The sequence below is a fragment of the Streptomyces sp. KL2 genome (assembly GCF_046529545.1).
In the GTDB taxonomy this organism is placed as follows: Bacteria; Actinomycetota; Actinomycetes; order Streptomycetales; family Streptomycetaceae; genus Streptomyces; species Streptomyces radiopugnans.
The window spans coordinates 4756023-4773750 of the sequence record NZ_CP127170.1 but is presented as its reverse complement, the minus strand read 5'-3'; the positions used below and the strand labels follow the sequence as shown (position 1 = coordinate 4773750).

The 17728-nt window shown below is 74.6% G+C and carries 14 protein-coding genes, 1 pseudogene and 1 riboswitch; of the genes and pseudogenes, 6 read left to right on the top strand and 9 right to left on the bottom strand.

From position 1 onward, the window contains the following. Nucleotides 1-2: 2 nt before the first annotated feature. Genes QPK52_RS21410 through QPK52_RS21400 form a run of 3 tightly spaced genes read right to left on the bottom strand, consistent with a single transcriptional unit; the run spans nt 3 to nt 1126 of the window. A complete protein-coding gene (locus tag QPK52_RS21410; RefSeq protein ID WP_410539068.1) occupies nt 3-413 on the bottom strand; it encodes a hypothetical protein in 411 nt (136 codons plus the stop codon). A gap of 3 nt (nt 414-416) precedes the next feature. Further along, complete coding sequence (locus tag QPK52_RS21405; RefSeq protein WP_237881311.1) at nt 417-599, bottom strand: hypothetical protein; 183 nt, start codon at nt 597-599, stop codon at nt 417-419. 50 nt (nt 600-649) lie between these two features. After that, nucleotides 650-1126, bottom strand: a complete 477-nt coding sequence (locus QPK52_RS21400) for an Asp23/Gls24 family envelope stress response protein (RefSeq protein ID WP_410539067.1) — start codon at nt 1124-1126, stop codon at nt 650-652. 238 nt (nt 1127-1364) lie between these two features. Between QPK52_RS21400 and QPK52_RS21395 the strand changes: the two genes are divergently transcribed. Further along, nucleotides 1365-2141, top strand: coding sequence for a hypothetical protein (locus QPK52_RS21395; RefSeq protein WP_410539066.1), 777 nt, complete (start codon nt 1365-1367; stop codon nt 2139-2141). A 6-nt stretch (nt 2142-2147) separates the two neighbouring features. Here QPK52_RS21395 and QPK52_RS21390 read toward each other — a convergent pair whose 3' ends face one another. From QPK52_RS21390 to QPK52_RS21365, 6 genes are all read right to left on the bottom strand, one after another. Next, complete coding sequence (locus QPK52_RS21390; protein ID WP_410539065.1) at nt 2148-2927, bottom strand: enoyl-CoA hydratase/isomerase family protein; 780 nt, start codon at nt 2925-2927, stop codon at nt 2148-2150. Between the two features lie 110 nt (nt 2928-3037). Further along, a complete protein-coding gene (locus tag QPK52_RS21385) occupies nt 3038-3259 on the bottom strand; it encodes a helix-turn-helix domain-containing protein (RefSeq protein WP_175540892.1) in 222 nt (73 codons plus the stop codon). Between the two features lie 409 nt (nt 3260-3668). Next, nucleotides 3669-5267 (bottom strand): ABC-F family ATP-binding cassette domain-containing protein, encoded by a 1599-nt coding sequence (locus tag QPK52_RS21380; protein ID WP_093655506.1) that lies wholly within the window; start codon nt 5265-5267, stop codon nt 3669-3671. Between the two features lie 238 nt (nt 5268-5505). After that, nucleotides 5506-6897 carry a hypothetical protein gene (locus tag QPK52_RS21375; RefSeq protein WP_410539064.1) on the bottom strand — a complete coding sequence of 464 codons (1392 nt, stop codon included), beginning with the start codon at nt 6895-6897 and terminating at the stop codon, nt 5506-5508. 53 nt (nt 6898-6950) lie between these two features. Beyond that, nucleotides 6951-8084: an alpha/beta hydrolase gene (locus tag QPK52_RS21370; protein ID WP_410539063.1), complete on the bottom strand. Its 1134-nt coding sequence runs from the start codon at nt 8082-8084 to the stop codon at nt 6951-6953. 205 nt (nt 8085-8289) lie between these two features. Beyond that, nucleotides 8290-8937: a class II aldolase/adducin family protein gene (locus tag QPK52_RS21365; RefSeq protein WP_410539062.1), complete on the bottom strand. Its 648-nt coding sequence runs from the start codon at nt 8935-8937 to the stop codon at nt 8290-8292. Between the two features lie 226 nt (nt 8938-9163). Here QPK52_RS21365 and QPK52_RS21360 point away from each other — a divergent pair, with 226 nt between their 5' ends. The 5 genes and pseudogenes from QPK52_RS21360 (at nt 9164) to cobN (ending at nt 17654) form a co-directional block, all read left to right on the top strand. After that, nucleotides 9164-10399 (top strand): anion permease, encoded by a 1236-nt coding sequence (locus QPK52_RS21360; RefSeq protein ID WP_410539061.1) that lies wholly within the window; start codon nt 9164-9166, stop codon nt 10397-10399. 23 nt (nt 10400-10422) lie between these two features. Then, nucleotides 10423-10638, top strand: coding sequence for a hypothetical protein (locus tag QPK52_RS21355; protein ID WP_410539060.1), 216 nt, complete (start codon nt 10423-10425; stop codon nt 10636-10638). Between the two features lie 331 nt (nt 10639-10969). After that, nucleotides 10970-11098, top strand: a riboswitch (cobalamin riboswitch). A 136-nt stretch (nt 11099-11234) separates the two neighbouring features. Beyond that, a pseudogene (locus QPK52_RS21350) lies at nt 11235-12280 on the top strand (cobalamin biosynthesis protein). Continuing rightward, a complete protein-coding gene (locus QPK52_RS21345; RefSeq protein ID WP_410539059.1) occupies nt 12277-13857 on the top strand; it encodes a cobyric acid synthase in 1581 nt (526 codons plus the stop codon). The pseudogene QPK52_RS21350 and the gene QPK52_RS21345 overlap by 4 nt, the downstream one beginning before the upstream one ends. Before the next feature lie 98 nt (nt 13858-13955). After that, nucleotides 13956-17654 (top strand): cobaltochelatase subunit CobN, encoded by a 3699-nt coding sequence (gene cobN / locus QPK52_RS21340; RefSeq protein WP_410539058.1) that lies wholly within the window; start codon nt 13956-13958, stop codon nt 17652-17654. The last annotated feature ends 74 nt before the right edge of the window (nt 17655-17728 follow it).

Here is a 17728-nt window from a genome sequence, read left to right as displayed (position 1 = left end):
CCTCACCGCACCCTTCCTCCGTCCCGGCCGCCGGACGGTCCCGTGTGCAGCCGCGTCACCTCGACGGTCACCTGCCGGACCGCCATACCGGCCAGTTCCCGCACCCGTGAGACGACCCGTCTGCGCACCGTGCCGCACCGCGCGCCGATGTCACAGGGGTAGGGGAGCTCGACGGCGACCACCACCCGGGCCTCGCCGTTCAGCCCGTTCCGGTCGGGAGGGCGGCGGACGGCGATCCTCGCCCGCGGGTCCCTCCCCACGCGCGGCGTCCCGGAGGCCTCCTGCTCGTCGTCCAGTGCCTCCCGGGCCGCCCGTGCGGCGATCTTGGCGACGACCCGGTCGGCGATCCTCGTCGCCCCCCGCTCGGCCGCGGGCACCCAGGACGTCTCCGTCTTGCGGAACTCCTGTGCCACCGGTCACCGCCGTCCGCCACCGGAGCGGAAGATCTCCCCCGGTTCCAGATCGCCGTCGAGGACCCGGCCGGCGACGAAACCGACTGCGCCCAGTACCGCCACCAGGAGGAAGGCCCAGAACCCGCCGAAGTATCCGGCGAAGCCCAGCGCCATGCCGGCGATCAAGCCGACTGCGGCCATGCTCATCGTGCGCTCCTCAGCTCCCTGCTCCACCGGACCCCTGCGGTCGCGGCGCCCTACTGCAGCCGCGGCCTCTCCGGCTGCTCTTCCTCTTGCTCCTCGTCGGGCAGCTTGACGTCGTCGACCGCGACGTTGACCTCGACGACCTCCAGCCCGGTCATCCGCTCGATCGAGCCGATGACGTTCTCGCGCACGTCGCTCGCCACATCGGTGATCGACACTCCGTACTCCACCACGATGTCCAGGTCGATGGCCGCCTGGGTCTCGCCGACCTCGACCTTCACCCCCCGCGTGACGGACTGGCCGCCACCGCCGCCGGGGACGCGGTCTCGCACCGCGCCGAAGGTCCGGCTCATGCCGGCGCCCATCGCGTGGACGCCGTCGACCTCGCGGGCCGCCATCCCCGCGATCTTCTCCACCACGCCGTCGGCGATCGTGGTCTTCCCTCGGACCCGCGGGTCCTCGGCGCCGCGTCCCTCGCCGAGCCGCCCGCCGGGAGGGCCCGGGCGGTTCTGCTGCGTGACTTCCGCCATCTCCGTCACCCCTTGCCTTCGATACAGGAGTATTAGTTCCGCTATGTCCACGCTAGACACGTTCGCCACCTTTTTCCTCATGGATGTACCGCCGCATGGAGGAAGCACGCGGCGGCGGGGAGCCCGTGGCGGAAGGCTGGGCACCGTTGGTGGTGGAGTCCGGAGAGCACCGGCGGAGCACCGAGGAGCGCCGGGGAATCCGGCAGGACACCGGTACGCCGGGAGAGGAGCGCAGAGCATGGCCACGGACCGGTTGGCTCAGGCCGTACGGCGGCAGATCGGCTTCGGCCGGCTGCTCCCGTTGGGTGAGGCGGAGGACGGCGCCTGGATCGCGGAACGGGCCGCGGCCGGTGTGCTGCGGAAGGCGGCGGACGGGCTGCCGGGGGTGAGGCCGGGCACGCTGCGGCTCTCCCCGGCCGAGCCCGGCGCGGGCGGGAGGCCGGCCGTACCGATGCCTCCCAGCGCGCTCCCGCCCGGTCCGGTCAGGATCGCCGCGGAGTTCGAGGCCGGTACCGAGGAGCCGCTGCCGGAGGCGGCCGGGCGGTTGCGCGCGGCCCTGGCCGAAGCGGCGGAGAGCCGCCTGGGGCTGGTGGTGGCGGCGGTCGACCTGCGGATCACCGGGCTGCTGGAGGGGCCGGACGAGGGGACTCCGCCCGAGGAGTCCTCCGGGGAGCGGGCCGGCGGCGGAAAGACCCCGGACACCGGGGAGGCCGAAACCGCGGTGGGCGCCGCGACGCTCGCCGTTCCGGGCGTGGTACGTCTCGCTCCCGAACTGGGGGGCGCGGCCCGGGCGCTGCGGACCGTGGACACCGGCCCCGGCGACGCGGCCGGCGCGGCCCCCGGCCGCCATGTGCGGGTCCAGTTCGCGGTCGCCGCGGACCACCGTGCGCTCGACGTGGCGCGCGGGGTCCGCGGCGCGGTGGCACGGGCCGCGGCGCCCGGTGCCCCCGGGCCCGTGACGGTCGCGGCCGTGGTGACGGAGGTGGTGACGGAAGTGGTGCGGAGCCCGGGATGAGAGCGGTCAGTCGCCGATGCCGGCCAGATCGCGCAGCCTGCGCGTCTGGGCCGCGCGCTCGGCGGCGCGCTGCTCGTCGTAGGTGCGGTCCACCGCGCCGCGCAGCAGCGCCTTGGTCTCGATCACCGCGTCGCGCGGGGCCGCGAGCAGCGCCGCGGCCAGGTCGGCGGTGGCGGCCTCCAGTTCCGCGGCGGGCACCACGAGGTTGGCCAGGCCGGTCCGCTCGGCCTCCTCGGCGCGCACGAAACGGCCCGTCGCGCAGATCTCCAGCGCGCGGGCGTACCCGACCAGGGAGACGAGCGGGTGGGTGCCGGTGAGGTCGGGGACCAGGCCGAGGCTGGTCTCGCGCATCGCGAACTGCACGTCGTCGGCGCACACCCGCAGGTCGCAGGCGAGCGCGAGCTGGAAGCCGGCGCCGACGGCGTGGCCCTGGACGGCTGCGATGCTCACGATGTCGTTCCGCCGCCACCAGGTGAATGCCTCCTGGTAGCCGGCGATGGCCGCGTCGACCTCGGCGTCGGAACCGCGCGCCAGGTCGATGAAGGACGGCTCGCCGTCGAAGCCCTCGGGGGTGAAGGCCTGCCGGTCGAGCCCGGCGGAGAAGGACTGCCCCTCTCCGCGCAGGACGACGACGCGGATCTCGCCGGGCAGCAGCCGCCCGGCCTCGGCCAGGGCGCGCCACATGGCGAAGGTCTGGGCGTTGCGCTTGGCCGGGCGGTCGAGCGTGACCGTGGCCACGGCACCGTCCGCGACGAGCCGCACGCCGTCCTTGTCGAGCAGGGTCATGAGGATCTCCCGGGGCAGTCCGCAGTCGGACGACTGTCAAGTGACTGCAGAGTAACCACCCGGCCGGTCGGATGGCCGACCGGGTGGCGCCCCTCGGGACACCCTGGGTCTCAGGACGTCGCGGTCTTCTTGCCCCGCGTGGCACCGCCGCGACCGCGCAGGGTCACGCCGGACTCGCTGAGCATCCGGTGCACGAATCCGTAGGAGCGGCCGGTCTCTTCGGCCAGCGCCCGGATGCTCGCACCGGAGTCGTACTTCTTCTTGAGGTCAGCCGCGAGCTTCTCGCGCGCGGCGCCGGTCACCCGGCTGCCCTTCTTCAGAGTCTCGGCCACCCGTGCCTCCTCATGGGAAGTGCGCTCTGGACTCTCATGATCACCCCTTGCCGGTTTTCTGGCCACCCATTCGACAAGGTCCGTAGGACGTCATCGGCGGCCGGGCAAGGGCCGGAAGGCTCTGGAACGAGGTGTTCCGTGGGGCCTTTGGGCGGCGCACTTCCACGCGGTACAGAGAAAGAGCAGGTCAGAGCATCGACCGGCGTTCAAACACCCGGAGTGGGAGGTCTATGCCACATCACCGGCGCCATCGACGCCCGACCGCGCCGGAATACGAGCCGATCTCACTCAGATGATGGATCAAGCGTCGACCGAATGATCCAGAACGATGTGATCACCGCTCGCTCGCGGCGTGGCCGGGGCCCGGTGGAGACGTGCCCGTCCCCCGCGGGGCTCCGGACGGGCACGCTCAGGCGAGCGCCACGAGGTCCGCGTACTCCTCGCCCCACAGGTCCTCCACACCGTCGGGCAGCAGGATGATCCGCTCCGGCTGGAGCGCGTCCACCGCACCCTCGTCGTGGGTGACCAGCACCACCGCACCGGTGAAGGTGCGCAGGGCGCCCAGGATCTCCTCGCGGCTGGCGGGGTCGAGGTTGTTGGTCGGCTCGTCCAGCAGCAGCACGTTGGCCGAGGAGACCACCAGCGTGGCCAGCGCCAGCCGGGTCTTCTCACCGCCGGAGAGCACCCGCGCGGGCTTGTCCACGTCGTCGCCGGAGAACAGGAACGAGCCCAGCGTCTTGCGGATGTCGACCAGATCCATGTCCGGGGCGGCCGAGCGCATGTTCTCCAGGACCGTGCGGTCGCCGTCGAGCGTCTCGTGCTCCTGCGCGTAGTAGCCGAGCTTCAGTCCGTGGCCGGGGACCACCCGGCCGGTGTCGGGCTTCTCCACCCCGGCCAGCAGCCGCAGCAGGGTGGTCTTGCCCGCGCCGTTGAGACCGAGGATGACCACCCTGGAGCCCTTGTCGATGGCGAGCGAGAGGTCGGTGAAGATCTCCAGCGAGCCGTAGGACTTGGACAGCTCCTCGGCCATCAGCGGGGTCTTGCCGCAGGGCGCGGGGTCGGGGAAGCGCAGCTTGGCGACCTTGTCGGCCTGCCGCTCCCCCTCCAGCCCGGCCAGCAGCCGCTCGGCGCGGCGCGCCATGTTCTGGGCGGCCACCGTCTTGGTGGCCTTGGCGCGCATCTTGTCGGCCTGGGCGTTGAGGGCCGCGGCCTTCTTCTCGGCGTTGGCGCGCTCGCGCCTGCGCCGCTTCTCGTCCGCCTCGCGCTGGGCCAGGTACTGCTTCCAGCCCATGTTGTAGATGTCGATGCGCGAGCGGTTGGCGTCGAGGTAGAAGACCTTGTTGACGACCGTCTCCACCAGGTCGACGTCGTGGGAGATGACGACGAAGCCGCCGCGGTAGGTCTTCAGGAAGTCGCGCAGCCAGACGATCGAGTCGGCGTCGAGGTGGTTGGTGGGCTCGTCCAGCAGCAGGGTGTCGGCGTCCGAGAAGAGGATGCGGGCCAGCTCCACCCGGCGCCGCTGGCCGCCGGAGAGGGTGTGCAGCGGCTGGCCGAGCACCCGGTCGGGCAGACCGAGGCTGGCGGCGATGGTGGCGGCCTCGGCCTCCGCGGCGTAGCCGCCCTTGGTGAGGAACTCCGTCTCCAGCCGCTCGTACTTCTTCATCGCCTTCTCGCGGGTGGCGCCCTGGCCGTTCGCCATCCGGTCCTCGTTCTCGCGCATCCTGCGCAGCACGGTGTCCAGGCCGCGGGCGGACAGGATGCGGTCGCGGGCGAGGGCGTCGAGGTCGCCGGTGCGCGGGTCCTGGGGCAGGTAGCCGACCTCGCCGGTGCGGGTGATCGTCCCGGCGGCGGGGGCCCCCTCGCCGGCCAGGCAGCGGGTGAGGGTCGTCTTGCCCGCGCCGTTGCGGCCGACCAGTCCGATGCGGTCGCCCCTGGCGATGCGGAAGGAGGCGGACTCGATGAGGATCCGGGCGCCGGCGCGCAGCTCTACTCCGGTGGCGGTGATCACGGAAATACTCCTGGGCAGGGTGGACGTACGTACGTCGTCGGTCGGGGGCTGGGAGACGGGCGTACGCCGCTAATGCACGAGGAGGTTCACCATGCGGCCAGTCTAACGGCGGCGCGCAACCGGATTTCCGCGCCCGGTGCGACGGACCGCGTACGCCCCCGCACGGCGGGCGGCCGCCGTGCGGGGGCGTACGGGGCGGGTGATACGGCCGGGGGACGCGGGAGCCCGGGCCGGCCCGTCACACCTCGCCGGTGTGGACCTGGAAGGCCGCGCGGCGCACGGCCCTGGCCAGCACCGGATCCGGGTGGGCCGCGGCGAGCGCGACCAGGACCTGGACGGTACGGGGATGGCCGGTGGCGCGGACCGCCTCCAGAAGCTCGGGGACGCTGCTCTGCACGGCCGAGTCCAGATGCTCCACCAGCACCTTCCCGTCACCGTGGTCGGCGACGGCCGCGGCCGTGTCCACCCACAGCCAGGTGGCCTCCTCGCGGGTCAGGACACCGGGGGCGCCGTTCGCCAGGTCCGCCGGGTCCGCGCCGTCGTGCTCGGCGAGCCAGAGCAGCGCGTAGGGGCGCAGGACGGGCTCGCCGGCCGCCTCGCGGACGGCGGGCTCCGCGGGGGCGCCCACGGCGCGCAGCGCCTCGAAGGCCAGACCGCGGATGAGGGCGTCGTCGCCGCGGGCGGCGTCGATCAGTTCGGCGACGGCCGGGCCGGTGGGGCGTGCGGCCAGCCAGGCGCGGTACTCGGCGCGGGCCTCTCCGGGCGAGAGCCTGGCGCAGCCGCGCAGCATGTCCTCGGCGGGCTGCTCGATGTTCCCCGCCGGGCTCTGGGCCGCGACGCAGATCTGCTCCAGCTTCACCCACACCGCCCAGTTGCCCAGCGGGGTGAGCACCGCCTGCCCGGGGCGGCCCCGGTCGTCCTCGGCGCAGCGGGTGAGGGCGCCCACGGAGGCGAGGCCGTCGAGGGCCCAGTCCAGGAGCGCGGGCAGGCAGTCGTCCGCGTTCCCGGCCGCCTCGTCCGCCGGGGGGCCGCCGGGGGGCACCGTGCCGTCGCGCTCGGCGCGGATCTCCGCGATGCGCCGTCTCAGCAGGTCCAGCAGGGCCGGCACGGTCACCGGGCCGGAGGACAGGTGCATCACCGACAGGAACTGCGGCGCCGCCACGACCACCTCCCCGACCGCCCCGGGGTCCGCGCCGCCGGGCGCGGGATGGGCCAGCGACCAGGCGTCGAAAAGCGCGACCCAGCCGCGCAGCACCGCCGAGTCGTCGCGGTCCCAGGCACGCAGCCGCCAGCCGGGCATGGCGGTGCCGTCGTGCAGTTCTATGAGGCCGGCGAGCCGGGCGCGGTCCCAGTGGACGGGGATCTGCTCCACGGGTATCCGCAGTTCGGCCGCCACTCGCTCGGCGGCCGCCACCGGCGACAGTCCGGTGCCGTCGGCCCAGCGGGCCAGCCGCACCGCCTCGCTGAGGCAGGCCCGTGCCTGCCGGGCGAGCTGGTCGCGTGGGGGCACCCCCTCGGGGGGCCGGGGCGTGCTCCGCCGGCGGCGCGCGCCCACGGCTCGGCGCGCGGCGGCGAGAGGCTGACGGGATACGAGGCGCAGCCGGGTGTCTCGCGGGGTACGGGACGTCACGGGAGCAGTGTTGTTGATGACGGCCCGAAAGCCCAAACGCCGGTCGCGGCGCCTCACATGAGCGGGGTGAGGAAGCGGCGCAGCGCCTCCTCGTAGCCCTGCGGATCGGCGTTCCACATGGCGGCGTGCGGAGCCTGTCCGACGATGTGCAGCGAGACCAGGTCCGGGCGCCGTTCGGCCAGTTCGCGGGAGGGGCCCCAGGGGGCGACGGCGTCCCCCGGGCCGTGCAGGACGAGTGTGGGCAGCCGCAGCGCGCCGGGGTCGTTCAGCTCCGAGTGGAGTTCCGGACGGAGCCGGGCGCGGCCCTGCGCGGCGCGCACCGCCAGCGGCAGCAGGGCGGCGGGGACGTGGCGGGCGCCCGCCAGCGCGCGCAGGGTGGCCCGCCAGTCGAGCACGGGCGAGTCCAGGATCAGTCCGGTGAGGAAGTCGCGGACCGGGGATTCGGCGGCGGCCCGCAGCGCCATGGTGGCCCCGGTGGACCAGCCGTACAGCACCACGCCGCGGGCGCCGCGGCCGAGGGCGTGGCGGACGGCCGCGTCGAGGTCGCGCCACTCGGAGTCGCCCAGGTGCGCGCTGCCGTCGGGCGACCGGGGCGCCCCGGGATCGCCGCGGTAGGCCGGGACGAGCACGGGAACGCCCATGGCGTTCAGGAAGGGCAGGACGTTCATGGTGTGCTCGCGTGTGGCGCCCAGGCCGTGCACGGCGACGACCCACACGTCGCGCAGGGCGGGCAGGTACCAGGCGGGCAGGGGGCCGAGTTCGCCAGGCACCTCGACGTCCGCGTACTCCAGGCCCAGCGCGTCCCCGGGGTTCCCGGTGTGGAGCTGCGGGGTCAGCCGCACCCGGTCGCCGGTGGCGAGCCGGCCGCGGTCCACCCGCTCCAGGCGGCGTACGACGGTGTCGGCGGAGGAGGGGACGTCGAGAACGGTCCCGACGACGGCGTGCCGGCCCGGGCCGGTGAGGGCGTAGGTGCCGGGAAGCTGCGAGATGAGGGACCGGGTCAGGGTGACCTGCCCCGCCGCGGTGGCGTGGACGGTCAGCTGCGGACCCTCGAAGCCGGCGGGCGGGGAGTGCGGTGAGGACGGCCTGAGGGCGGCGGTCGCCGCGTACCGGCCGGCCACCACAGCGGCCGCTCCGGCACCGAGCGTGGTGAGGGCGGTCAGGGCCGCCGTTCTGCGCAGACTCATCGTCTCCAAGGATGGTGGCGTGGTGTCGCCGGGGCCAGCGGGCGGGCTCCGGCGGGTGAGCGGGGGCCGGACGGGACCGGGCCCTCGCCCGGCGCCGCCGACGCCGGTGTCGCCCACCTCGTACCCCGTCCGCGCGGCGTCATCCGCCGGGGCCGGGCGGAGGCGGACGAAGGGGGACGGGGGCAAACGGGGCCGCGCGGACGGGTCAGCCGCGCTGTCCGTAGCCGCGCAGCCGCTCGGCGACGCGGTCCAGCTCCTCGGGCGGCAGCAGGGCCGGGGCGCGGCCGGGCACGGAGGCGGCCGCGAGCCAGACACGGCACATCCACTCGAGCTGGGCGGTGTCGTCGTACGCCCGGCCGAGGCTGTCGGCGTACACGACCGTGCCGTGGTTGCGCAGCAGGCAGCCGGTGCGGTCACGCAGCGCCTCCAGTACGTGGGCGGCCAGTTCCTCGCTGCCGTAGGGGGCGTACGGCGCCACGCGGACCGGACCGCCCAGGGCGGCGGTCATGTAGTGGATCGCCGGGAGCTCGTCGACGAGGGTGGAGACCGCAGTGGCGTGCACGGCGTGGGTGTGGACGATCGCCGCGGCGCCGGTGGAGCGGTACACCGCCAGGTGCATCGGCAGCTCGCTGGTGGGCACGAGGTCGCCGGCCGTCCGCCGCCCCTCCAGGTCCACGGCGCACAGTTCGTCCGGACCGAGGCGGTCGTACGCGATGCCGCTGGGGGTGACCAGGACGGTGTCGCCGACCCGCACCGAGACGTTGCCCGAAGTGCCCACGACCAGGCCGTCGGCCACCGTCCGGCGGGCCGTGGCCACCAGTTGCCTCCAGGCGTCCGCCCAGGCCGACCGCATCCGCGCCACCTCCGGCGGAGCACTCTAGCGGCGGGCGAGCGGCGGGGCGCCCTCATGCGCCGGGGGCGTACGGGAGCGTACGGGGGCGAACCCGCTCGCAGCACCGTGCGATCCTGCGCACACAGGTGGCACGAGACACCATGGCGCCGTTCCCAGTTCACCTTGCGTTCACCCGGCATCCTTACGTTCACCGAGTACCTGCCCCATCGACCGATTGCCTGGGTGAATGGAAAACATCACGCTTCTCATCGGGATCGTGATCGTCACGGCCTTGGTGTTCGACTTCACCAACGGTTTCCACGACACGGCCAACGCCATGGCCACCACCATTTCCACCGGGGCACTCAAGCCCAAGACGGCGGTGGCGATGTCGGCGGTCCTCAACCTCGTCGGCGCCTTCATCTCGGTCGAGGTCGCCGCGACGATCTCCAAAGGCCTCATCAACGAGGACTCCGGCATCGAACCCGCGGTGATCTTCGCAGGGCTGGTCGGCGCGATCATCTGGAACCTGCTGACCTGGCTGGCCGGACTCCCCTCCAGCTCCTCCCACGCCCTGATGGGCGGTCTCCTCGGCGCGACGATCGCCGCCGTCGGCATCGGCGCCGTCTCCGTCAGCGCCGTCTTCATGAAGGTGCTGATCCCGGCCCTCGTCGCGCCCCTGGTCGCCGGTATCGCGGCCATGCTCGCGACCAGGCTGACCTACCGGATCAGCCGCAACGCCGAGGAAGGGCAGGTCGCCAAGGGCTACCGCGCCGGGCAGATCGCCTCGGCCGGTCTGGTCTCCCTGGCCCACGGCACCAACGACGCGCAGAAGACGATGGGCGTCATCACCCTCGCGCTGATCTCCGGAGGCGTGCTCGGCGCCGACGCCGACCCGCCGCTGTGGGTCATCGCCTCGGCCGGCATCGCCATCGCGCTGGGCACCTACCTGGGCGGCTGGCGGATCATCCGCACCATGGGCAAGGGCCTGACCGACATCCGCCCGGCGCAGGGCTTCGCCGCCCAGACCAGCTCGGCCGTCACCATCCTGGCCTCCTCCCACCTGGGCTTCGCGCTCTCCACCACGCAGGTCTGCTCCGGCTCGATCATGGGCTGCGGCCTGGGCCGCAAGGGCGGCGTGGTCCGCTGGAGCACCGCCGGCCGCATGGTCGCCGCCTGGGGTCTGACCCTTCCGGCCGCCGGCCTGATCGCCGCGGGTGCCGCGCTGCTGGCCATCCAGGGCGACTGGGGGGTCACCGTGGTCGCGGTCGCCTCCGTCGCCGCCATCGCCGCCATCTGGTTCGCCTCCCGCCGGGAGCCGGTCGACCACACCAACGTCAACGACGTCGAGCCGGTCGAGGCGGAGGACGCGGGCGTGGTCACGGCCGCGGTGCAGGCCGTCGCCCCGCCGCCCACCACCGCCATGGAGGAGGCCGGGAAGGTCTCCGACACCCCGGCGAAGACCACCGTCTCCGCTCCCTGAGCCCCGCGAAGGAAAGAAGCACCATGGACATCGACTGGGCAGCCCTCGGCCAGGTCTTCGGCGTCAGCCTCGTGATGACGGTCGGCCTGGTGGGCGTGTTCACCCTCGGCATCGTCGGTCTGGGCACCAGCGAAAAGGCGCGGGGCGGCTCCGCCGTCCTGGCCCGCGTCGGCGCCTACGCCAGCTACGCCCTGTGCGCGGCCGCGGTGGCGTACGGCATCTACATCATCGCGGCCTGAGCAGGCCCCTCGGCCTGCCCGGACCCGAGGGGCCCGTGCGGCCCCTCGGGCACCGGTACGCCTCCACCGGCGCCCGGCGGACATCCGCCGGGCGCCTCCCTGTTTCCCGGCGTCCTCCCGGTACCCTGCCGGTGTCTTCCTGCGTCCTCCCGGCGTCCCGGCGTCCCCCCGGCACGCCCTCCGCCCTTCCGGCCTCCCCCGGGGCGCGAGCGCCCCGGCGTGCGCCGTTGAGCGCCGTGTGCGCTTCCGCACAGTGCGCCGTCGCAGGTCACGGGTGAGTTGACGCGCCTTCCCGGCCGTGGTGGACTTCCCGTTGCCAAACGGCGGCAGGAGAGGAAGCCGGTGCGAATCCGGCGCGGTCCCGCCACTGTCACCGGGGAGCGCTCCCCCACCCAGCGTCACGGCCCGCACATCGGGCTGGAAGGCCGGGGGACGCGCCGATCCGGGAGCCAGGAGACTCTCACCGCCGGTCACGTCGAGCCAGGGCGAGGACCCTGAGTGAGGACATACCGCCATGCCCGGCACCCTGCCTGCCGCACCGCCTCCACCCCGCCGTGCCACCCGTCCCGCACGAGGTGTGACGGCCGGCTGACGCGATGCGTGCCGACCACGCCCTCCCCCCGGCCATCGCTCCAGCGGACACCGACCTCCCCGCGGCCCCGGGCCTCCCGGTCGCGGGCTACGCGTGCGGGGCGGTCCTGGGATCTCTGCTCGACCTGATCGCGGGCGATCCGCGCCGCGCGCACCCCGTCGCCGCCTTCGGACGCGCGGCCGCGGCCGCCGAGCGGCTGCTGTGGCGCGACCACCGCGGCGCCGGCGCGCTGTACACCGCCGTGTGCGCGGGCGGCGCGGCGGCCGCCGCGGCGGCGCTGGAACGCGCCGTACGCCGCTCCCCGCCACCCGTACCGCCCTGACGGCCGCCGCCGTCTGGGCGGTGGTCGGCGGTACGACGCTGGCGCGCGAGGCCCGCGCGATCGCCGCCGCGCTGGAGGCGGGCGACCTGGAGGCGGCCCGCGCCCGGCTGCCGCACCTGTGCGGGCGCGACCCGCAGGCGCTGGACGCCGACGGCATCGCCCGGGCGGTGGTGGAGTCGGTGGCCGAGAACACCTCCGACGCCGTGGTGGGCGCGCTGGTGTGGGGCGCCGCCGCCGGTGTGCCGGGGCTGGCGGGTTTCCGGGCCGTCAACACCCTGGACGCGATGGTCGGCCACCGCTCGCCGCGCCATCTGCGCTTCGGCTGGGCCTCGGCGCGGCTGGACGACGCGGCGGGGTGGCCCGGCGCCCGGCTGACCGCCCTGCTGGCCGCGCTCGCCGGTCCCGATCCGCGCGGCGCGCTGCGCGCCTGGCGCGCGAACGCCCGCCGCCACCCCAGTCCGAACGCCGGTGTGGTCGAGGCGGCGTTCGCGGGGGCGCTGGGCGTACGGCTGGGCGGGACGCTGTCGTACGGCGGGCGCGTCGAGCACCGGCCGGTCCTGGGCGCCGGCGGCCGCCCGGTGCGGGTGGAGGACATCGAGCGCGCGGTGCGGCTCTCGCGCCGGGTGTGCGCGCTGGCGCTGGCGGTGTGCGGCGCCGCCGGGACGCTGCGGGAGGCCCGTGCCGTACGGCGGGGCGGGCCGCGAAGGGCATCGGAGGGAGGACTGTGACGGGCGGCGGACTGCTGATCGCGGGAACGACCTCGGACGCGGGCAAGAGCGTGGTCACGGCGGGCGTCTGCCGCTGGCTGGCCCGCAAGGGCGTGAAGGTGGCGCCGTTCAAGGCGCAGAACATGTCCCTTAACTCCTTCGTGACACGCGAGGGCGCCGAGATCGGCCGTGCCCAGGCCATGCAGGCCGCGGCGGCCGGTGTGGAGCCGAGCGCGCTGATGAACCCCGTGCTGCTCAAACCGGGCGGCGACCGCTCCAGCCAGGTGGTGCTGCTGGGGAAGCCGGTGGGCGAGATGAGCGCGCGCGGCTACTTCGGGCATCCCGGGCCGCGGCAGCCGGACGGTCGGCCGTCCCCGGCAGGACCCGCCGCGGGGGCGCGGTACGCGGGGCGGCGGGAGGACCTGCTGGAGACGGTCGCCGACTGCCTGGCCGAGCTGCGCCGCACCCATGACGCGGTGATCTGCGAGGGCGCCGGCAGTCCGGCCGAGATCAACCTGCGGCGCACCGACATCGTCAACATGGGCCTGGCGCGCGCCGCCCGGCTTCCGGTCGTGGTGGTCGGCGACATCGACCGCGGCGGCGTCTTCGCCTCCCTCTTCGGGACCACCGCCCTGCTGGCGCCCGAGGACCAGGCGCTGGTGGCGGGCTACCTGGTCAACAAGTTCCGCGGTGATGTCACCCTCCTCGAACCCGGTCTGGAGATGCTGCGCGGCCTGACCGGCCGGCCGGTGCTGGGCGTCCTGCCCTACGCGCACGGGCTGGGCATCGACGAGGAGGACGGGCTGCGGCTGTCGCTGCGCGGCGGGGTGCGCGAGTCGGCCGTCGCGCCGCCGCACGGCCGCGACGTGCTGCGGATCGCGGTGGTGCCCGTGCCGCTGATGTCGAACTTCACGGACGTGGACGCACTGGCGGCCGAGCCGGGCGTGGTGGTGCGGTTCACCGACCGCCCCGAGGAGCTGGCCGACGCCGACCTGGCGATCGTGCCGGGCACCCGCGGCACCGTGCGGGCGCTGGCCTGGCTGCGCGAGCGCGGCCTGGCCGGCGCGCTGGCCCGGCGGGCGGCCGAGGGCCGCCCGGTACTGGGGATCTGCGGCGGCTTCCAGCTCCTGGGGGAACGGATCGAGGACGAGGTGGAGTCGCGCGCCGGGACGGTCGACGGTCTGGGCCTGCTGCCGGTGCGGGTGCGCTTCGAGGCGGAGAAGACCCTGGCGCGGCCGGTCGGCGAGGCGCTGGGCGAGCGGGTGGAGGGCTACGAGATCCACCACGGCGTGGCCGAGGTCACCGGCGGCGACGAGCCCTTCCTGGACGGCTGCCGCGCCGGCTCGGTGTGGGGCACGCACTGGCACGGCTCGCTGGAGAGCGACGGCTTCCGGCGCGCCTTCCTGCGGCGGGTGGCCGCCGACGCCGGGCGGGCGTTCGTCCCCGCCCCGGACACCTCCTTCGCCGCGCTGCGCGAGGAGCAGCTGGACCGGCTGGGCGATCTGGTGGAGGAGCACGCCGACACCGCCGCGCTGCTGCGGCTGATCGAGGGCGGCGCGCCCGCGGGTCTGCCGTTCGTGCCGCCGGGTGCGCCGTGAGCGGGGCGAGCGGGACGGACAGGACGAACGAGACGACCGGCGAGACCGGAAGGACCGGCACGGCCGATGCGAAGGACGTACGAACCGATGGGAGCTCGATGAGCACGGTACTGCTGCTGTCCACCGCCGACACCGACCTGCTGGCGGCCCGCGCCTCCGGCGCCCCGTACCGCATCGCCAACCCGGCGCGCGTCGACGTCGCCGGGGAGCTGCCCGCGCTCGTGGAGGGCGCGGACATCGCCGTCGTGCGCCTGCTGGGCGGTCGGCGCGCCTGGGAGGACGGGCTGGCGGCGCTGCGGGCCACCGGGATCCCGACGGTGCTGCTGGGTGGCGAGTCCGTCCCGGACGCGGAGCTGATGGCCGCCTCCACCGTCCCGGCCGGCGTGGTCGCCGAGGCGCTGAAGTACCTGGTGGCGGGCGGGCCGGAGAACCTGGCGGAGCTGGTGCGCTTCCTGTCCGACACCGTACTGCTGACCGGCCACGGCTTCGCCGGGCCGCGCCCGATGCCCGAGTACGGCGTCCACGGCGACCGGGGGCACGACCCGTCCCGGCCGACGGTGGGCGTGCTGTTCTACCGGGCCCACGAGCTGTCGGGGAACACCGCCTTCGTCGACGCGCTGTGCGACGCGATCGAGGAGCGCGGCGCCAACGCCCTGGCCGTGTACTGCGGTTCGCTCAGGAGTGCCGACCCCGGCCTGTACGAGCTGCTGGGCCGTGCCGACGCGCTGGTCGCCACCGTGCTCGCCGCCGGCGGCGCCCACGCGGCGGACGCGAGCGCGGGCGGCGACGACGAGACCTGGGACGTCGGCGCGCTGGCCGAACTGGACGTCCCAGTGCTCCAGGGCCTGTGCCTGACCGGCTCCCGCGCCGTCTGGGAGGAGTCGGACGCCGCCCTGTCGCCGATGGACGCGGCGATGCAGGTGGCCATCCCGGAGTTCGACGGGCGGCTGGTCACCGTGCCCTTCTCCTTCAAGGAGGACGGCCCCGACGGGGTGCCCGTCTACGTCGCCGACCCCGAGCGGGCCCGCCGGGTGGCCGGGATCGCGGTGCGGCACGCCGCCCTGCGGCACAGGCCGAACGCGGACAAGCGGATCGCCCTGGTCTTCACCGCCTACCCCACCAAGCACTCGCGCGTCGGCAACGCCGTGGGCCTGGACACCCCGGCCTCGGCCGTGGAACTGCTGCGCGCCCTGCGCGACGCCGGCTACGACACCGGTGAGATCCCCGACACCGGCGACGAGCTGATCCACCGGCTGATCGCGGCGGGCGGCCACGACGTCGAGTGGCTGACCGAGGAGCAGCTGGCCGCCGCGCCGGCCCGGGTGCCGCTGGCCGACTACCGGCGGTGGTTCGCCGCGCTCGACCCGGAGCTGCGCGAGGCCATGCGCGAGCACTGGGGCGAGCCGCCGGGCTCGCTGTACGTGGACGGCGAGGGCGAGGACGCCGAGATCGTGCTGGCCTCGCTGCGGTTCGGCAACGTGGTGGTGATGATCCAGCCGCCGCGCGGCTTCGGCGAGAACCCCATCGCGATCTACCACGACCCCGACCTGCCGCCCTCCCACCACTACCTGGCGGCCTACCGCTGGATGGAGAACCCGCGGGAGCAGGGTGGCTTCGGTGCCGACGCCGTGGTGCACATGGGCAAGCACGGCACGATGGAGTGGCTGCCGGGCAAGGGCCTGGGCCTGTCGGCCGGCTGCGCCCCGGACGCGGTGCTGGGCGATCTGCCGCTGGTCTACCCGTTCATCGTCAACGACCCCGGCGAGGGCACCCAGGCCAAGCGCCGCGGCCACGCCACGGTCGTCGACCACCTGGTGCCGCCGATGGCGCGCGCCGACTCCTACGGCGACCTGGCCAGGCTGGAGCAACTGCTGGACGAGTACGCGCTGGTGAGCGATCTGGACCCGGCCAAGGCCCCGGCCGTGCGCAGCCAGATCTGGACGCTGGTGCGGGCCGCCGAGCTCCACCACGACCTGCACGTGGAGGAGCAGCCGGACGAGGACGAGTTCGACGAGTTCGTCATGCACATCGACGGCTGGCTGTGCGAGATCAAGGACGTGCAGATCCGCGACGGCCTGCACGTGCTGGGCGGCGGGCCGGTGGGCGAACCGCGCGTCAACCTGGTGCTGGCGGTGCTGCGTTCGGCCCAGGTGTGGGGCGGGGTCGGCGGCGCGCTGCCGGGTCTGCGGGCGGTGCTGGCCGAGCACGTGGGGCTGGTGGAGTCCGAGCTGCTGGCCGAGCCGGGCGCGCGGATCGAGGTGCCCAAGACCCTGACCGCGCTCGCGGACGGGCCTTCCCGCACCGCCTCCGACGCCGTGGACCTGCTGGAGCACCTGGCGCGGCGGCTGGTGGAGTCGATGGAGGCCCGCGGCTGGGCGCGCGAGGCGGCCCCGCAGGTGGTCCGCGAAGTGCTGGACGCCGAACTGCCGGGCGCCGTGAGCGTCCTGGAGTTCGCCGCGGACGAGGTCGTACCCCGGCTGGAGCGCACCGGGGACGAGATCGGCAACGTGCTGCACGCGCTGGAGGGCGGCTACGTGCCCGCCGGTCCCTCCGGCTCGCCCACGCGCGGCCTGGTCAACGTCCTGCCGACGGGGCGGAACTTCTACTCCGTGGACCCCAAGGCGATCCCGTCCAAGCTGTCGTGGGACGTCGGCAGCGCGCTGGCGGACTCCCTGCTGGCCCGGCACCTGGCCGACCACGGCGAGTACCCCAGGTCGGTGGGCCTGACGGTGTGGGGCACCTCCTGCATGCGCACACAGGGCGACGACATCGCGGAGATCCTGGCGCTGCTGGGCTGCCGCCCGGTGTGGGACGACGCCTCGCGGCGGGTGACGGGCTTCGAGATCGTGCCCCCGGCCGAGCTGGGCCGGCCGCGCATCGACGTCACCGTCCGCATCTCCGGCTTCTTCCGGGACGCCTTCCCGCACGTGGTGGCCCTGGTGGACGACGCGGTGCGGGCGGTGGCGGAGCTGGACGAGCCCGCCGAGTCCAACTACGTACGCGCCCACGCCGACGAGGACACCGCCGCGCACGGCGACCGGCGCAGGGCCACGGCGCGGATCTTCGGCTCCAAGCCGGGCGCGTACGGGGCCGGGCTGCTGCCGCTGATCGACGCCCGCAACTGGCGCTCGGACGCGGATCTGGCCGAGGTGTACGCGGTGTGGGGCGGCTACGCGTACGGGCGCGGGCTGGACGGCCGCCCGGCGCGCGGCGACATGGAGACGGCGTTCCGCCGCATCCAGGTGGCGGCCAAGAACGTCGACACCCGCGAGCACGACATCGCCGACGCCGACGACTACTTCCAGTACCACGGCGGCATGGTGGCGATGGTGCGCCACCTGACCGGGGACTCGCCCGAGGCGTACGTGGGCGACTCGGCCGTCCCCGACCAGGTGCGGACGCGGACGCTGGGCGAGGAGACCCACCGGGTCTTCCGGGCGCGGGTGGTCAACCCGCGCTGGATGGCGGCGATGCGTCGGCACGGCTACAAGGGCGCCTTCGAGATGGCGGCCACCGTCGACTACCTCTTCGGCTACGACGCGACGGCCGGGGTCGTGGACGACTGGATGTACCAGCGGCTCGCGGCCGAGTACGTCTTCGACGAGACCAACCAGGAGTTCATGAAGCGCTCCAACCCGTGGGCGCTGCGCGGGGTGACCGAACGGCTGCTGGAGGCCGCCGACCGCGGGCTGTGGGCCGAGCCCGAGGAGCGGACCCTGGAGCGGCTGCGCGAGATCTACCTCGAACTCGAGGGCGACCTGGAGAGCGGTTCCGACGAACTGGAGGGCGACGCGTGACCACCACCGCCGGCACGACCACCGACGCGACCACCGACGCCACCGACGACGCCACCGGCGCGGCGGCCACCGCC

Excerpts from the sequence above, each read along its gene's own strand:
- QPK52_RS21390 (WP_410539065.1), bottom strand. The coding sequence starts at position 2,927 with ATGACCCTGCTCGACAAGGACGGCGTGCGGCTCGTCGCGGACGGTGCC.
- QPK52_RS21370 (WP_410539063.1), bottom strand. The coding sequence starts at position 8,084 with ATGAGTCTGCGCAGAACGGCGGCCCTGACCGCCCTCACCACGCTCGGT.
- QPK52_RS21395 (WP_410539066.1), top strand. The coding sequence starts at position 1,365 with ATGGCCACGGACCGGTTGGCTCAGGCCGTACGGCGGCAGATCGGCTTC.
- QPK52_RS21360 (WP_410539061.1), top strand. The coding sequence starts at position 9,164 with ATGGAAAACATCACGCTTCTCATCGGGATCGTGATCGTCACGGCCTTG.
- QPK52_RS21355 (WP_410539060.1), top strand. The coding sequence starts at position 10,423 with ATGGACATCGACTGGGCAGCCCTCGGCCAGGTCTTCGGCGTCAGCCTC.
- QPK52_RS21405 (WP_237881311.1), bottom strand. The coding sequence starts at position 599 with ATGAGCATGGCCGCAGTCGGCTTGATCGCCGGCATGGCGCTGGGCTTC.
- QPK52_RS21365 (WP_410539062.1), bottom strand. The coding sequence starts at position 8,937 with ATGCGGTCGGCCTGGGCGGACGCCTGGAGGCAACTGGTGGCCACGGCC.
- cobN (WP_410539058.1), top strand. The coding sequence starts at position 13,956 with ATGAGCACGGTACTGCTGCTGTCCACCGCCGACACCGACCTGCTGGCG.
- QPK52_RS21400 (WP_410539067.1), bottom strand. The coding sequence starts at position 1,126 with ATGGCGGAAGTCACGCAGCAGAACCGCCCGGGCCCTCCCGGCGGGCGG.